Annotated in this window: 18 protein-coding genes and 1 pseudogene; 11 read left to right on the top strand and 8 right to left on the bottom strand. The window is 31.2% G+C overall.

Annotation, left to right across the window (positions count from 1 at the left end; genetic code table 11):
* On the bottom strand, positions 1–372 hold the full coding sequence (locus ACAM25_RS09005; protein ID WP_369609396.1) for a helix-turn-helix transcriptional regulator: 372 nt from the start codon (positions 370–372) through the stop codon (positions 1–3).
* Between the two features lie 177 nt (positions 373–549).
* On the opposite strand from ACAM25_RS09005, the gene ACAM25_RS09000 reads away from it, so the two are divergent.
* Complete coding sequence (locus ACAM25_RS09000; protein ID WP_369609395.1) at positions 550–1,305, top strand: dioxygenase; 756 nt, start codon at positions 550–552, stop codon at positions 1,303–1,305.
* On the opposite strand, the gene ACAM25_RS08995 is transcribed toward ACAM25_RS09000, so the two are convergent.
* Complete coding sequence (locus ACAM25_RS08995) at positions 1,282–2,046, bottom strand: CBS domain-containing protein (RefSeq protein WP_369609394.1); 765 nt, start codon at positions 2,044–2,046, stop codon at positions 1,282–1,284. The genes ACAM25_RS09000 and ACAM25_RS08995 overlap by 24 nt on opposite strands.
* A 160-nt stretch (positions 2,047–2,206) precedes the next feature.
* Between ACAM25_RS08995 and ACAM25_RS08990 the strand changes: the two genes are divergently transcribed.
* Together ACAM25_RS08990 and ACAM25_RS08985 are read left to right on the top strand one after the other, a co-directional pair.
* Complete coding sequence (locus ACAM25_RS08990) at positions 2,207–2,980, top strand: AAA family ATPase (RefSeq protein ID WP_369609393.1); 774 nt, start codon at positions 2,207–2,209, stop codon at positions 2,978–2,980.
* Positions 2,981–3,004: 24 nt separating this feature from the next.
* Positions 3,005–3,526: a hypothetical protein gene (locus tag ACAM25_RS08985; protein ID WP_369609392.1), complete on the top strand. Its 522-nt coding sequence runs from the start codon at positions 3,005–3,007 to the stop codon at positions 3,524–3,526.
* Here ACAM25_RS08985 and ACAM25_RS08980 read toward each other — a convergent pair.
* Complete coding sequence (locus ACAM25_RS08980; RefSeq protein ID WP_369609391.1) at positions 3,497–3,829, bottom strand: hypothetical protein; 333 nt, start codon at positions 3,827–3,829, stop codon at positions 3,497–3,499. The two genes, ACAM25_RS08985 and ACAM25_RS08980, sit on opposite strands and share 30 nt — an antisense overlap.
* Positions 3,830–3,920: 91 nt before the next feature.
* Here ACAM25_RS08980 and ACAM25_RS08975 point away from each other — a divergent pair, with 91 nt between their 5' ends.
* Positions 3,921–4,280, top strand: a complete 360-nt coding sequence (locus ACAM25_RS08975; RefSeq protein ID WP_369609390.1) for a DUF4364 family protein — start codon at positions 3,921–3,923, stop codon at positions 4,278–4,280.
* Here ACAM25_RS08975 and ACAM25_RS08970 read toward each other — a convergent pair.
* Genes ACAM25_RS08970 through ACAM25_RS08955 form a run of 4 tightly spaced genes read right to left on the bottom strand, consistent with a single transcriptional unit; the run spans position 4,240 to position 10,322 of the window.
* Positions 4,240–5,220 carry a DNA double-strand break repair nuclease NurA gene (locus tag ACAM25_RS08970; RefSeq protein ID WP_369609389.1) on the bottom strand — a complete coding sequence of 327 codons (981 nt, stop codon included), beginning with the start codon at positions 5,218–5,220 and terminating at the stop codon, positions 4,240–4,242. The two genes, ACAM25_RS08975 and ACAM25_RS08970, sit on opposite strands and share 41 nt — an antisense overlap.
* A complete protein-coding gene (locus ACAM25_RS08965; protein WP_369609388.1) occupies positions 5,217–5,843 on the bottom strand; it encodes a hypothetical protein in 627 nt (208 codons plus the stop codon). The genes ACAM25_RS08970 and ACAM25_RS08965 overlap by 4 nt, the downstream gene beginning before the upstream one ends.
* Positions 5,843–8,731: a hypothetical protein gene (locus ACAM25_RS08960; RefSeq protein WP_369609387.1), complete on the bottom strand. Its 2,889-nt coding sequence runs from the start codon at positions 8,729–8,731 to the stop codon at positions 5,843–5,845. The genes ACAM25_RS08965 and ACAM25_RS08960 overlap by 1 nt, the downstream gene beginning before the upstream one ends.
* 1 nt (position 8,732) lies before the next feature.
* Complete coding sequence (locus ACAM25_RS08955; RefSeq protein WP_369611652.1) at positions 8,733–10,322, bottom strand: ATP-binding protein; 1,590 nt, start codon at positions 10,320–10,322, stop codon at positions 8,733–8,735.
* Positions 10,323–10,508: 186 nt separating this feature from the next.
* On the opposite strand from ACAM25_RS08955, the pseudogene ACAM25_RS08950 reads away from it, so the two are divergent.
* The 4 genes and pseudogenes from ACAM25_RS08950 to ACAM25_RS08935 all read left to right on the top strand — a co-directional run bounded on the left by ACAM25_RS08950 (position 10,509) and on the right by ACAM25_RS08935 (position 13,457).
* Positions 10,509–11,166 (top strand): annotated as a pseudogene (locus tag ACAM25_RS08950) (IS6 family transposase).
* Positions 11,167–11,244: 78 nt separating this feature from the next.
* Positions 11,245–11,472 carry an LSM domain-containing protein gene (locus ACAM25_RS08945; RefSeq protein ID WP_369611651.1) on the top strand — a complete coding sequence of 76 codons (228 nt, stop codon included), beginning with the start codon at positions 11,245–11,247 and terminating at the stop codon, positions 11,470–11,472.
* A 225-nt stretch (positions 11,473–11,697) separates the two neighbouring features.
* Complete coding sequence (locus tag ACAM25_RS08940; RefSeq protein WP_369609386.1) at positions 11,698–11,904, top strand: DUF3311 domain-containing protein; 207 nt, start codon at positions 11,698–11,700, stop codon at positions 11,902–11,904.
* On the top strand, positions 11,901–13,457 hold the full coding sequence (locus tag ACAM25_RS08935) for a sodium:solute symporter (RefSeq protein WP_369609385.1): 1,557 nt from the start codon (positions 11,901–11,903) through the stop codon (positions 13,455–13,457). Before ACAM25_RS08940 ends, ACAM25_RS08935 begins: the two co-directional genes overlap by 4 nt.
* 13 nt (positions 13,458–13,470) lie before the next feature.
* On the opposite strand, the gene ACAM25_RS08930 is transcribed toward ACAM25_RS08935, so the two are convergent.
* Positions 13,471–13,797 (bottom strand): winged helix-turn-helix transcriptional regulator, encoded by a 327-nt coding sequence (locus tag ACAM25_RS08930; protein WP_369611650.1) that lies wholly within the window; start codon positions 13,795–13,797, stop codon positions 13,471–13,473.
* A 110-nt stretch (positions 13,798–13,907) separates the two neighbouring features.
* Here ACAM25_RS08930 and ACAM25_RS08925 point away from each other — a divergent pair, with 110 nt between their 5' ends.
* From ACAM25_RS08925 to ACAM25_RS08915, 3 genes are read left to right on the top strand one after another with little or no spacing between them, the layout of a single operon-like run.
* Complete coding sequence (locus tag ACAM25_RS08925; protein ID WP_369609384.1) at positions 13,908–14,318, top strand: PadR family transcriptional regulator; 411 nt, start codon at positions 13,908–13,910, stop codon at positions 14,316–14,318.
* A complete protein-coding gene (locus ACAM25_RS08920) occupies positions 14,302–15,225 on the top strand; it encodes an ABC transporter ATP-binding protein (RefSeq protein ID WP_369609383.1) in 924 nt (307 codons plus the stop codon). The genes ACAM25_RS08925 and ACAM25_RS08920 overlap by 17 nt, the downstream gene beginning before the upstream one ends.
* Entirely contained in the window at positions 15,213–16,019 is an 807-nt protein-coding gene (locus ACAM25_RS08915) for an ABC transporter permease (RefSeq protein ID WP_369611649.1), read from the top strand. The genes ACAM25_RS08920 and ACAM25_RS08915 overlap by 13 nt, the downstream gene beginning before the upstream one ends.
* Positions 16,020–16,103 lie beyond the last annotated feature (84 nt).

Genomic DNA, 16,103 nt, shown 5'->3' with positions numbered 1-16,103 from the left:
CTACTCGCTTTTATCAATAGTCAGCTTTCTATCCATATCATAAATTACCTGATTAATTATTGGAGATAAATATCTTAATATTTCCACGTGTTTAATAAGAAAAATTTTACCTCTTTCATTTAACTTATAAGCCATCTTATTCTTTTCCTTACACTTTTCTATTATCCCATATTTTTCCATTCTTTTTAAAGTACCGTAAATTAGACTTCTAGGAACTGGTTTCTGCAGTAATCTTTCTATATCCTTCTTTATATCACCACCATAAGCTTTTCCATTTCTTTTATATATAACATAAGCAATAAATACTGGTATCAATCCCCTAAGAATAATCATCTTCTCTCCTTTCATCAGTAGTACTTTAATTGTCGCCATTTTTATAATTATATGTTAACAAACGCTCTTAACACCTTTTTAAAAATTAAATAAATAAGAAAGAAAGTTTATTTACGGTTTTATATATGAGATTTTTGAATATAAATTAAATACTAAGAACTAACTTTCTGTTCAGAAACTTAATGTATAATAATAATATAAAACAAAATTAGTTTAATGAAAGGAATCTTTGTATCACATGGTTCTCCAATGATATTGGTAGAGAATGATCCTTGGAAAGATATGCTAAAAAAATGGGGACAAAAATTAGGAAAATTTGATACAGTTGTAGTTATAAGTCCACATTTCTTTAATTGGTCTAGCAGTTTTTTAGTGGAAATTCAACCTAAACTAGAATGTATTCAAGATTACTACGGTTTTCCAGATGAGTTATATAAGTATTGTTATTCAGCTGAAAATGACGTTGAGTTAGCTAGAAGTATTGTTATAGAAGGCCAAAAGCGAGGATTACCTGTTAAAGAGGATAATAAGTGGGGTTTAGATCATGGTGCATGGATTCCTTTAATGTATATGTTTCCAGATGGAGTTAAGGCTGTAGCAATTTCAATTACTGACCTTTCAGCAGAAATACACTTTAGGCTAGGAGAGGTAATTAGTGAAGTTACTAAAAATAAAAACGTTCTTATTATGGGAACTGGATCTCCAACTCATAGACTAGAATTAATGTATCTTAACGCAAAACCTAAACAAACGAAATTTGATCAGATCTTAATAGAAAAGTTAGAAAAAGGAGAATTCTCTTCAATATTTAATTTAGAAGGAACAAAAGAATGGGAAATTGCTCAACCAGAAGGAATGCTAAGACCATTATTTACAGTTTTAGGTGCAATAAAACCAAAAAAAGCTAATATTATAGGCTATGAAGTTCCATATGGAGGAGTAAGTATGTTAGCTGTTGAGTTCTACAGTTAATAAGGAATACATTAAATCTCTCTCTGTTACAATACCGACTAATTTAGAGTCATCAACCACTGGTAAAGTTCCTATCTTCTTCTCTTTCATCATTTTTGCAGCATCAATAATACTCATATATCTATTAACAGTCCATGGGTTTCTTGTTCCAGCATCTAAGACATTTCCTATTTGTTTGTGCTTATCAAGATATTTTACGATATCTGCTGCAGTAATTATTCCAATCATCCTATATTCGTTTACTATCGGTAATCTTCTTACTCCTTTCATTGTCATAAGTTTTGCAGCATCCAATATACTTGCATTTTGCGGAATTGTCTCTATTTTAGTTGTCATAATTGAATCTATTATTCCGGAAAATTTTAGATCTGTAATTACATCGATAACTTCTCTTTCTGTAAATAATCCTCTAATAATTTGATTTTCAATTATTGGTAACCCACCAATATTGTTATTAATCATTATCTTTATTGCATCAATGATCGGAGTATCTGGTGAGACTGAAATTAAATCTTCTGACATAAGATCTTTCGCTTTTAGATTAAAAACATCTAATCCATATTCTGAAAACGCTGCTACAATGCTTCTTGTAGTTATTATTCCTACTGGTTTTTCTTGGTTTAATACTACAACTCTTCCACTGCTTTCTCTAGATAGAATACTAAGTAGTTCTTCCATTGAGGAGTTTAAACTTACTGTCACAACAACTGTATTCATATAATCCGAGACTTTTGCTCTCATAGATATAATATTGACTATGAAAAGAAAAGCTTTTTGCATTATAATGATAAATTATCTTTACTGGCATTGATAACTGTATTAATACACATTAAAATTTCTAGGATATATATGAAGATATTAAAATAAAAAGATTAATTAGATTGATACTTTTTTATATATAATGAGAATTGCATTTCATGGATTCAAAGGTGGCATAGGTAAATCCACATTATCATTAATGTTTGCAAAAGCATTAGCAGAGGAGGGTAAAAAAGTTCTTTTTATAGATAGAGATCTAATGAGTTGGGCTTCAGAGCTAGCTAAGATAAATGAAGATGGTTTGCTTATTCAAATAGGATTAGGCAAAGAACCAAAGAACTTTTCTAAGGAGATTAAGATCGGAAGTGGAAGCGTTGAAGTAGTAAAACTATTTTCTACGGGAATAAAGTTTTATAAAGTTCTTTATGAATTTAATAAAGAGAAAGAATTTAAAGAAATATATAAAGAATTCCTAAGAAGTAAAGTGTTTGATTATATCATCTTAGATAATCCAGTGTTTTTAAGTTGGGACCATAATCCGATCAAATATGAAACAATAGCATATAACGAGGTATTCCCAAATGATAAAGCCTATGTGATTTTAGTAAGCGATCCTTTGTCATTTTCAATAGACGATTCAATAATATACTTAAGGAGAATAAGCTCAGAAGCTCCAATATTTTGGAGTCCTCTTGCTGGTATAATAAATATGGCAATAGAGGAAAAAGAGAAATATGTGGATAGTTTGAAAAAACTAATGTCTTCCATAGGGTTTTACAAAGGTGTGATAGTTAGATTTTATGATTCAATTTTCCAATTTTATGGTAGTATTGAGGATTTACCAGTAGTGCCAGAAATAAAGGTTTTAGCTGAAAGGGTAATGAATAACGATATGAAAGAGGAGATAATAGTTTAAAAGCTTCCTATCAAAGAATTCGTTATGGAATGTGAAAAAGAAGTATTAGAAATCTTAGATATATTATTTAACAGTGGACTAATTAGAGGAAGAAAAGTATTTGAAGATGATATAAAGCATTTGATTTCTCATAATAAGGGCAATAAATGTAGTGAGAATGAGGTCCTAGAGTTAACTAGGAGATATTTAAGAATCTTAGGAATTACTGTAATTAAGGGTAGTTACTTTAAGGAAAAACCGGTAAAGGTCTTTGATGATGGGAGTTACATTAGCGAGACTATTTATGGTGTGGAGTACGATATTCTGAACGAAGATAGCCTCATTGGCAGGATAGTTTTTTATGAGGATAGAACGATGATAGAGTTTGAGAGAGAAAGAAGAGAATATAAGATTAATAAAACATTTGCAATAAAAGCCTTGAAAGACTATTTAAATAGGTGTTCTGATCTAAAGGACTTTATTGTTAGTTATATGAAATTTTTAGAAGATAATAACGATGAGAAAGTTTTACAATGGTTAAAGAACTTTCTGTCTACCAAGTCTTAAATATACTTGCTCGAATAAATATATAATCTTTTCAATTAATTCCTCGCTAATTCTTATTTCTTTCAAACCTGGCAGTTTCATTACAACCTTATTTCTATAAAAATATAGATAACCAGTAAATCCATCAACTTTAGTATCAGTTGGCCTAAACAACCAGACTTTAAACCTATATACTTTCTTTTCCTCATCTTCAACTAGCTTAACTATATAAAAATCGTTAACCACGCTATTGTTATCTGAAAAGTACTCTTCCAATAATAATTCTACAAATTTGTTATCTATCCTTTTTAAATCATAAATCATGTTATTTTCTACTTTTTTAAGAAACTAAGAGTTAACTGTAACTATTTTTACCACGTAACATTTAAATACATTATGCGATATAAATATTACAATGAGTAAAAGAGTTAAAAGGAGCTCTCTTGAGATACTTTTTTCTATTCTTAATGCTTGTAACGAAAATGTTACTAAAACTAGGATTATGTATGCTTCTGGAATTAATTTGATTGAACTCAATAGATATTTAAAATTTTTAGAAGAAGAAGGCTATATTACAAAAGAAAAAACCGAAAAGAATCCTAAGTATAGTTTAACAGAAAAAGGTAAAGATGCACTTGAAAGGTTGAGAAAATATGTAGAAGTATTAAAAGAGTACGAAAAAGAAAAGAAAAATGTTTCAGATTTGATTAAGCTAATAAAAACGAAAAAGAAAGCTAAAACCTCGACAGATATGAAAAGAAATCAGTCCCTTTAATTGATTGAAATAGGGTGACATAACTCTTAACTTCCTCATTTTTTATTTTTGCTAAACTATCAGCAAGTTTATTTAAGATAGTTACTTCCTTTTCCCCTTCTATTCCCCATGCCTTTATGTACTCTAACTCTTCAGGAATAAGAGAGTCAATTCTTACTATTGGAGATATAGCACTTAACTGAAAGTATGCAGAATAAATTTTAGTATTAAACTTCTGATAAGCCTTACTTAGTCCCTCTAAATCGGAAATAATTTCCCCTCTCTTAAATACCTCATCCCAATCTATCCAGCCAAGCATTACAGTATCCTTATTTTTCATATTTTTCCTTAACTCCATAATTAAGGTAGTGACAAGATAACTTTCCCTCATGTTTAATAAATTATATCCCTCATTTTCTAATTCTTTAATTAAAATCCTATGACTAAATCTTTTCACTATTCCAATAGGTTTCTTTTTCTGTATAATATTGCTTCTAACTATGAAATATTCTTCTAATGAAGGTTCATAAACTGGTGGATCAAGTAAAGGCCCGTCAATGAAGATCTTTTCGCAATTTGCTCGAGAAAGTAAATTAGTTTCTAAAGTTAGCATTAAGGATATTGAATGTTTTTTAACCTCATCTTCTCCATAATAGTCACTAATTATTTTAAAATCCCTAACTATTGTAGGAGGAATTTCTTTCACTTCACCGTATTTTCCCATAACAGTAACTGCCTTTGCAATGATTAGATACGAATCACCAAGATCAACCTCGTATTTTCCACCATCAATGGCACATGCGTTATGTTCATTTACTTTTTCATCTATTTTTTTGAATTCAATATTCAGTCTCCCTTTTCTTATATCTTCAGCCAAGAGAATGACATCAGCCTTTAACTTATTTGCTTTTTCCTTTTCCTCTATTGCTAATTTTTTTATTTTATCAATTATGTCACTCATTTTGAAAACCTTAAAGACAGAGAAATTCCTTTGCTTACTAAAAATTTTATTAATTCTATTACTTCATCATAGTTTCTACTATCTATTTCTATCTCATTATTATCAACTAATTCAATAAGTAGCTCTAAGTTTTCACCTGCTTTAGACTTTAAGACGTTATATAGTTGAGTTAACTCCTCTTTACCCTTCTTTATTTCTTCTTCTAAGTCTTCTGATTTATCATTTAACATATAAATATCGATATTTTCATTAAATATATTCTTTAATATTTTCTTATAAAGTAAAAGTTTTGTATTAATCTCTCTTATTTCTTTAGTTTCTTCTTCTATTTTCTTTCTTTTTTCTTCCTCCATTTTCCTATAACAAGCAATAACTTTTTCATACATAATATCAATCAATTTAGAGATGTATTCTGGGTCATTAGAGTTAAGTATTCTTTCTTTCTCATCTTTTATTAAGTCATTGCAGAATAGCATTTTGCCCTTTATATCCCTAATTTTCTCTAAAGATTTTCTTAAACTAGAAAGATCATTAAGAGTTTTCCTTAACTCATATTCTATTTTATCCTTACTAAACTCTCTCTTTTTAGAAGAAATTAATTCGACCAATTCAATTAGTTGCATTAATCTTCACCAATTTCCTTCTTAATTTCCTTTACAAGTTTCTCAACTTCCTTCTTTTTCTCATTTAATTGACTTTGTAATTTAACTATTTCCGGACTAATTTTTTCTATTTCTTTTAATTCAGCTTCTAGTTTAATTAAATAGTTATTAATTCCTGCTAAAGGTAAAATCGGAGAAAATACTTCTTTCAATTTTTGAGTAAGTGGTAATGATGCTCCATCCATGATTATTTTTATACTTTCCCAGATTATCAAGAGTAAATTATTGGAGTCATTTCCATTAATTTTTTTAACAGTCTCTATGAAATTCATTATATTTTCTGGGTCTTCTTCTTTTATAACTTTCATTAGACTGTCTTTTATTTTATTGACAAAATCTGGTATCTTAGAAATAAGTTCTTCTTCGTCAATCTTTTCTACATTGACAAGACTTTTAGCTCTTCTTATTATTTCAATTTTCTTGTTAATCTCGTTTTGTATTTTTGCTATCTCTTCTTCTGCTAATGATATTTCATCTAGGAATTTGTTTAGTTGTTTATATAGAGAAAAAACGACAATTGCAAATCTTAAGAAGTTTTTGTCATCACTTCTTTCCGCTAATTCAATGTAACTTTGTATTACATTAATCATGTCATAAACATTCCTTATTCCAGCTTCCCTCTTTTTAGCAGTTATAAAATATGCGTTGTTCACGTTAATTTTACTTAATTTCTCCTTGATGGCCTTCAAGGGTATTAAATTTCTAAGTTTTACATAATTCGCAATTTCACCAGTCGCAATTGACGAATATAATAAGAACTCTAAACTACTGTTCTTCTTAGTACCAAAGATTTTTTGTAAAGCATTAAGTAATTCACTCTTTTCCTCATCTTGAACAAATTTAACTACTTCCGCTTCAAGCTTATCTTTTAGTATCTGCCTAAGTAAGCCCACAATAATTTTAGTAAACTCTTTTACTCTTTTCCCGGGCAGATTAGAATAATCGATCACGTTATCTTTTATTACGTTAATTATCTCGTTCTCGGCAAAGTATTGAACTATATCGTTTATGAAAGTGTCAGAGGTCTCTATATCGTCTAAGTGGAATTGTTTTGAACCAAAGATTCTAAATCTTTCATTAACTATTTCATTAACTTTTACAAACACCTCATCAGCTTTTGCTGGATAAATTTCTGGTGCAAAAACTATCCAATTAAGGGATTGAATAGGCCGCTTATTTCCTTTAGTTAAAGGTAGGGAAGGTAATGTTAGCTCTTCATTAATGGAGTTAAGAAATATCGAAACTGTATCAATTACATCTCCTAGCTTAATTTTAAGTGCCTCTTTCCTTAATCTTATTCCTCTTGAATACAATTCATAAAAGTTAATGTAAAGCATTTGCCTCTTTAACGGAGTTGATAAAGGTAAATGCAGAACTTTTACTGAAAGAGAATCGTAATATGCGTCAAGGGATGTATCTTCTGAAAGAATTATTATCCCGTGAATAATTTCATTCTCTGGTATTTTATCTGGCTTATTAGTGAGTATAACATTAAACTTAGGGAACGAGAGGATAACGTGCAAACTATCTATCTTTTTCTCCTTAAATTCGAGGTTCATCCCGTACTTTAGGAAAGATATAAAGGCTTCAATTTCTTTCTCTTCATCAAGTAATTTTTCGTTAACAAACTTAATGGCTTTTTCCTTAAGTTCTCTAGTCTCAAATTCTACTACAGAACCTCCAACATTAGTATTAACTAATGTCTCAAATAGACTCCAGGTTAAAGCATAAGCCTTCTTTTTACTTCTAACTTTTAGCTTACTGATGAGCTCATCTAAATTCCCTTTGTTTATATTTTCATATATTACCTTGTCTATATTGTCAGAGAGAAATACGTAAAGATTTCTATCAAAAGAATCCTTTTCATCTAAGTAAGTTAATAAAAAGTCTTCAACCATGTCTAACTCCTTAGCTACTTCTAACCATGAATAATAGTCAACTAAGTAACCTTCTACTACATGGTCTTTTAACGCCTCTATGGGTTTTTCAGTGAATATTCTTTTAAGCAAAATTTCGTGAAATCTCTTTATCTCACCCTGATCTAACTCTTTTTCAAACTTCATAACCTCATTTATCCTTATTGTCTCTCCTTCTTCGTTAAGATTCTGATTATCTTCAATTAACTTAAACATTGAATCTACTTTATTCTCACTTTCACTACTTTTGCAAACTACGTCATTAAAGAACCTCGTTAGTCTTCTTCTTTCTTGTCCAATTGTCCAATAAGGTAAATCCATATATTCAAGGAGTTTTTTGTCAATTTTATTAAACTCAAGTAAACAATCCATTACAGTTAAGAATTCCAATTTTGAGGGAGGCATAAGGAATATTCTCTTTACTCTTTGTGATATTGCCTCATAAGTTTCTGGGAATAGATCCTTTAATATTTCTCCAAATATCCTAGAGTAAGCACTAGGAGTCATGGATAAGTAAATTACTTTATTCCCCTTTGAATTAGCAATCTCTTTTATCTTTACCCAGAAATCTCTTATTTTATCTCTAAACTCTGGTAAATATTCAATACTTGTCTCTACTTCATCTATTAAGATTACTTTACTTTCATTGTTAAAATTGATCTCTCCTTTAAGCAAATCAACGAAGTTTAATCTAGTTACCTTCTCTACTTCCTCTATCACACTAAGCAAAGTAGTTTTACCTTGTCCCCAATCAGCAACTAAAGCAATAATTTCTGGTGATTCTCTAGCGCTTTTTATTCTTTGAATCTCTTCTCCTATCTGTTTAAAGAACTTAAGTTTGTTAACTACTTCAGTTTTGCTCATTACACACTCGTATAGTTTATAAATGCTTTCTGACGAGGCAGAGGTTTCACTAAGCCTAAACTCACACATTTTAACCCACCAAAATGCTTTCTATATCAGAAACGTAACCAGCGTAAGATCCAATCCTATCATCCCATGGTATCTTAACTAATGCTGGCGATCTTAAGGCTGACATTAATCCAGACACTATTACATAACCAGTGTCCAATGAGGGTAAGCTTTTTGACAAATGTTCTGGTAAACCTCCAGTTGCTGACATAACATATTTAACGTCCTCATGATAAATCCTGTGGAAAAAGAAAGTGTTAAGCATTGATAAAACGTACTTATCAACAAATGCTGGTCTCTGTGAAACTAAGAATAGTGAAACACCAAACTTTCTTCCTTGTGTCGCTAATGTTACTAATACATCTTTAGTTATTCTTGCATTTACTGGATAATCGCTTGAAGGAATATAATTTTGTGCCTCTTCGATTACTAAGGCTAAGAGCTTTTGCTTCCCAGAATACTTAGACTTAGTAAGATAATCAAGAATTAAACGTGCAATGTAACTTACTATTAACTGTTTAGTTGAAATATCTACCCCTGGAGATCCATCAGAGGAGAAGTCTATTATTCCTAATCCTTTTGTATTCCAAATTACATCTAAAGTTTGTTCATTTATAGATGAAGATGAAGAGACAAGATTGTACTTTTTAACCTTTCCATAGAAGACTTCTAATGAACTATTAACTGCTCTTATAGTACTAGGACTGAAGCCCGAAGTTTTTAGCTCTTCAAGCTCCGTTTTTAAAGCTTCTATCCCTTCTCTGCTGCCTAAAAGCCAATTATACTCTTGAGGATCATGCTGAAGTAAAACTTGTTCTAATAAGTTAGATTGAAGAGAGTTTGGAGCTGAGTCACCATATTTTAATGAAATTATGAAGTCAGCTAAGTCTTTGGCTGTAAATAATGAAAGGTCAATGGAAAGCCTTACTTCAGCATCACTTAGAGTATCTCTCATCACATATTTCTTTATCCATCCTCTACCACCGCTAATTAAATCAATGTTAAAGGAAGTGAAATCAGAATAATCACCATTAGCGTCAATTATTATCATTGGTATTGCAGTTAATTTATCACCTAGCTTTATGTTAGAAAGAAGTGTGATTAAATATCTCATATTGTAACTTTTTCCACTTCCAGTTTCACCAAAGATACCTATATGCATAGTTATTGCATTTAAATCAAGTAAAAGGGGAATTTTTGATCCAGCTAGTCTTCCATATTCTATGTAACCTTGAAGAGAAGGAATTTGATAAAATGAAAGTAGATCTTTTTCATCTTTTATTTCTGGTAATAACTTAACAATTGACCCAGGCTTGGGTACTGAAGAATGATTATATCTTTTTACTATAGACATTTCAGCCTTTATTACTGTGTTCATATGGAGTAATTCAACGTCAATTTTATCATTTAATAATGTCTTACTGAAAGGGGCTTTCTCATCAAAGAACTCATTAATGTAAGAATACTCATCAAGCCTAACTACGGTTTTCTTACTTCCATCTTCAATAAGGAAAAGTTGTCCGCTAGTAATTTCAATGTCTGCTTTAAGAAGAGCAGAAATGCTATTATTCTCACCTCTCTGTAGTACTATGCCTACACTTTCCACAATGATAAGGTTTGCTTTTTTACCTTAAGTTATATTTCTCTGACTTCTTAGTATTTCCTCGTTTTTAATTTAACAGAGTATTATGTGCTTATGAAGAGAGAGTGTGTCCAACAATTTTGTTAAGTTGTTAGAAATTTATTGTAGTAATACCTTATAAAGGGACAGGAGAGGTTCTACTTGGGGAAACATTAAATGCACAAGTTTAATCTTAATGTCCCCCTCCTGTCCCAAGTAATTTATTACTTTTTATTGTATAATAAGCTTTTTTCTCCTAAATTCTGGGACTTGATGAATATTGCTAAAGCTCTTGCTATATACTACTTGGGATTATCCTTGAGAAAGGCTAATATTCCAAAGAGTACATTACTATTGGAGAAGGCTTAGTAACTTTGCCTTATCAAATATTTCTCTTTCTGGTTATTATGCTGTTGATGAGACTAAGATCTTGTTAGTCAATGGGTTAATATACTACTTATGGGTTGTTAGAGATGTTAACACTGGTTTTGTTCCCTTCTTCATGATAACAGAAGCAAGAAGTGGATTAGACGTTATAGTACTTGTAAATAACATGAGGAGGATTAAGATTAAAATCCTTGATAAAGAACTAGATGATTATTATATCCACGATGGTTTACCAGCATACAACTACTTCTCCCTCTTGAAGGTAAAACACGAACATGTGAGATTTGGGAAGAGAAATGTGGTTGAACAAGTGTTTAGAAGTGTAAAGCATAGACTTTCCGTGATGGATTTTCACTTCCCTTGGAATTCAAGTAAAACAAGTTTGAAGGCATGGTTCGGTAGTTTCCTATTAATATTCAACCTTACTCTTTCCGTTTATAAAAGGTGAAAGAAATTGTTGGACACACTCGAGACAAAAGAGGTAAAATATTTATACTGTTTAACTATACTCAATATGGGAGTTAACTTGGCAGAAACAGCTCACAAGGTTTTGGCTGAATCTTTAGGTTCTACAGTACTAGTTAAATTAAAAGGAGATAAAATAGTAAGAGGTACTTTGAAAAGTTATGATATGCACATGAATTTAGTATTAGAAAATTCTGAAGAAGTTATGAATGATGGGAGTACAAGAAAAGTTGGTACTATTATAATAAGAGGAGATAATGTGATTTTAGTTTCTCCCATGACTTCTTAAATATTAAGCTGTCAAAATAATTATTTTAGACATAGGATAAAATCTCGTTAAATTAAGGAATTAGTATTGTTCTATATCTAAATTAATATTTTTAAAATCTCATAGGCTTTATTATTTAATGTTTGTAGTTTATTTATACTTTTTTAATATTGGAGTCGATTTTTTAATTCTCTATAATAACAATATAAATTAAAGCATATTAATCTCTTTATTTGATAAATATTTGTGAATTCCGCATACTATATAGCAATGCTAATTGTAGTTATAATAATTCTTATACTGTACTCCCTATTTCCTCTATATGATAAAGTTAATCCTACAATTGCTGGCCTACCAATGTTCTATTGGTATCAAATACTAATGCTAGGAGTAACTACCGTTATTTCATTTCTTGTAGCCTATTTCGTAAAGGAAGAAGGTGAGAAAAAATGAATGTAGATACACTTACACTTGGAATTTTTATAGCACTTTTTGCAATCTTCGCTTTTTTAGGCTTTTATGGAGCTAGATGGAGAAGAGGAGACTTAAGTAGGTTAGATGAATGGGGATTAGGAGGAAGAAGATTAGGATGGTTATTAGTATGGTTTTTAATGGGTGCTGACTTATATACTGCTTATACTTTTATTGCAGTACCAGAATTAGCATTTGGAAAAGGTGCTTTAGCATACTTTGCCGTAATGTATGTTGCTTTAACATTTCCAATAGCGCTTATAACTATGCCTAGACTATGGACCGTTTCAAGAAATAGGGGATATGTGACAGCAGCTGATTTCGTAAAAGATAGATTTAATAGTAAATCCTTAGCAATTGCTGTTGCTTTAGTAGGTGCAGTAGCTGAGATACCGTATATAGCCTTACAAATAGTGGGCATGGAAGCCGTTCTTATAGTTCTATTAGTAGGCTTAGGCTTACCACCAACTCACCTTACTCTTGATTTATCTCTTCTAATTGCGTTTATCATTCTTGCAGCTTTTACTATAACAAGTGGACTAAGAGGGGCCGCACTAACTGGTGTATTTAAAGATATTTTGATTTGGATAACAGTTTTAGCCACAATAATTGCTGTTCCATTAAGCATTGGTGGTTTTACTCATGCTTTTAGTTCAGTAAGTTCTACTTTGAGCGCAAAAAATGAAGCAAAACTATATGCATTATTCCCTTCACTTCCATCATCAGCAATTCCCGCATTCTGGACCTTAGCAGTTGGCAGTGCAATGGCATTATATTTATATCCTCACGCAATAAACGGATCTTTAAGTGCTGAAGATAAAACTAAATTAAAGTACGGTACAGCATTACTTCCATTATACGGTATTGGGTTAGCATTGCTAGCACTTTTTGGAATTTTAGTTTATACCATTCCTCCAGCTCTCTCATTAACAGTGAAATATGATGGGCTAACTGCAGTACCAGCATTATTAGCATATTCAATGCCAGACTGGTTTAATGGAATAGCATTCTTAGGAATATTTATAGGTGGTTTAGTTCCAGCTTCAATAATGGCTATTGGATCAGCAAACCTCCTAGTAAGGAATGTAGTAAGAGAATTCAGAGATTTAACACCTAGGGGTGAAGCCACATTAGCAAAGTGGATCTCAACTGCCTTCAAATTCTTAGCTTTAGCGTTTATCTTCATAGTTCCATTAAACTTTGCTATTGGTCTACAACTTTTGGGAGGAATAATAGTATTACAAGCATTACCGCCAGTATTTCTTGGATTGTTTACTAATAAATTAGAGGGAAGATCACTATTAGCTGGTTTAATTGCTGGCGTGGTAAGCGGTGTGCTAATAACAGCTTATGTAAATCACTTTGGTCAATTAAGTGTATCAACACTATCAACACCAATTGGTGGAATTTATATAGCGTTAATTGCTTTAGGGATAAATCTTCTAGTCTCTGTTATAGGGACTATTGTAGCAATGGCAATGGGATGGAAACCCAAAGAAACTATAAAAGAAGAAGAACTAGTTAGAACAAGATAAATAGCATTTTTCTTTACTCTTTTTTCAATAGGTGTTTATTTCCCCATTTCTCCATCTCAGTAAAAACACTCTTAAGTTCTTTTCCTTTTTCAGTAAGTTCATATTTTACTCTAAAAGGCCTGTCACTAACTATAACTCTCCTAATAATTCCCGCTTCTTCTAGATCTTTTAAAGTATTTGATAAAGTTTTTGAACTTAAGCCAGTAATTCTTTGAAGTTCATTAAATCCTTTACCTCCATCGAAAAGATATCTTAAAACAAGTAATTTTGCCTCAGTACCTATAACTTTAATAGTTTCAACAATAGGACAAATATTACTATCATTATTATTTGGATTCATTTTCTTACAATTAATCTGTCTTCTCACTATTTATAGTTTACTTTGGAAATTCACTTTCCTTTAAGTTTATGGATAAACCTTTTTAGGATAGATATCATAAATGATATCATATGTGGACTCATCACCATCATCATAGAAGGAGAGGATTAGCATCCCTTATTCTCACGATTTTGGCATCAAAAGGGCCTATGACCGGGGCAGATATTATGAGGGAAATTGAAAAGATAACTCAAGGCCTTTGGAAACCATCACCCGGAGCTATTTACCCAGCATTAGACAAGCTTCAAGCAGAAGGATATATAAAGATTTCAAAAGTCGAGGGTTCAAAAAATTATTATGAAATAACCGAAAAGGGAAAAGAATTAATTAGTCCAGAACATCAATTCGAAGTTATTATTGAAGAAATAGATTCTAACATAAGATACCTTATGGATAACAAGTCCTCGTTATCACAACAACAGATTGAAAGACTGAAAGAAATACTTAAAAGAGGCCTTGAGGAAATTGATAAAAGTAGTTAACGTATCTAAAACTTTTAGGACTGGAGGTAAAGAGATAAAAGCCTTAAATAACGTGAATCTTGAAATAGAGAAAGGTAAAATTGGGGCATTAGTTGGTCATAATGGAGCAGGGAAAACTACATTAATTAAAATTCTTTCAACCCTTATCATTCCAGACTCCGGAGACGCTTACATTAACGGCTATAGTGTTACTAAAAATGAAAAGGAAGTTAGAAGAAACATAGGTACTATGATGGTTAGTGAAAGGGCTTTCTATTTTCGTTTATCTGGTTTTGATAACTTAGTATTCTTTGGTATTATTCAAGGGCTTTCAAAGAGTGAAGCAAAAAGGAGAGCTGAAGAGCTCTTAGAATTAGTTGGACTATCTGAATGGAAAAATGTACAATATATGAAATATAGTACTGGAATGCAAAGAAAGTTAGCCTTAGCAAGAGCATTAATTCTAGATCCTCCAGTTATCCTCCTTGACGAACCAACTTTAGGAATGGATGTTGTTAGTTCAAGAGATTTTAGAAGTTTGATTAAAGTAATAAGTAAGGAAAAGACAATTTTGCTAACTTCACACAACATGAAAGAAGTAGAAGACTTAGCAGATAAAATAATAGTCCTTAAAAGAGGAAACGTGATAGCTGAAGGGACTAAGGAAGAGATAATCTCTAAATTAGGAAAAGTTAGAATAGTTGCAGTTAACGACGTCCCTAAAGGGTTAGACAAATATGTTGTTGGATATAACAATGGTATTTTCTACTTAAGAGTTCCAGAAAATGAGAACGTTAATGGAGAGGTAATAAAAGAAGAAAAACCTACATTAGAAGACGTTTTCGTTTATTTAATGGGTGAAGAAATAGATTCAACCAGAAATAGAACAAGAAGAGGTGGTGGGTGGAGGGGAAGATGGGGGGAGTAATTGACAAGCTTTATGCATATATTTACTTACGTGGTTTTAAGATTTGGACTAGTTACAAGACACAGATGATTTTAAACGTTTTATCCTGGGTTTTGCCAGTATTTACTTATTACTTCGTGGGAACCTCTTTAGGAAATAGTTTAGTTGAGAGAATTGGAGTAACAAATTATACTGCTTTCTTCGTAATTGGTTTAGCTTTTCAAGGATACGTTTCATCAATAATTACAACAATAAGTCAAAGGTTAAGAAACGAACAACTTTATGGTACAATTGAATACTATGTATTATCCTCTGGTGGTGTAGTTTCATTTTTAGTTTATTCAGCAATTTGGGGATTTATTATAAATACTATTAATTCAGTGGTTACGCTTTCAATAGGTTTTGCCTTAGGAGTTAAATATAACATAAACATTTTAGCAACAGCAATAATCATCTTTCTCCTTCTGCTTTCTACAATAGGCTTTGCAATGATTTCGGCAGGATTTACGATGATTGTTAAACAAGGAAATCCAATTGCATTCTTCTTTTCAACGTTTACAACACTAATGAGCGGAACTGTATTCCCAGTTTCAATACTACCATTACCAGTAAAACTCGTAAGCCTTGCTTTACCATTGACTTGGGCGTTAAATGGTTTAAGATTATCAATGCTTAACGGAGAAGGGGTATTACAACTGTTAAGCATAATACTAATCTTGGTTCTGTTTGATGTAATTTTAGTTCCATTAGGAATAGGATTTTATACTTATGCCTTTAGAAGGGCAAGGAAAAAAGGTACATTAAGTGAATACTGAAAATATCTTGCCACTTTAATAAACATTTGGATAACTGAGAAAATAAAAAAGATTATTACGATAGACATATATTTTTAGCATTAG

The sequence above is a fragment of the Sulfurisphaera javensis genome, from assembly GCF_041154675.1.
Lineage (GTDB): Archaea > Thermoproteota > Thermoprotei_A > Sulfolobales > Sulfolobaceae > Sulfurisphaera > Sulfurisphaera javensis.
The sequence above is the reverse complement of the archived record's forward strand: the minus strand, read 5'-3'. Positions and strand labels throughout refer to the sequence as shown.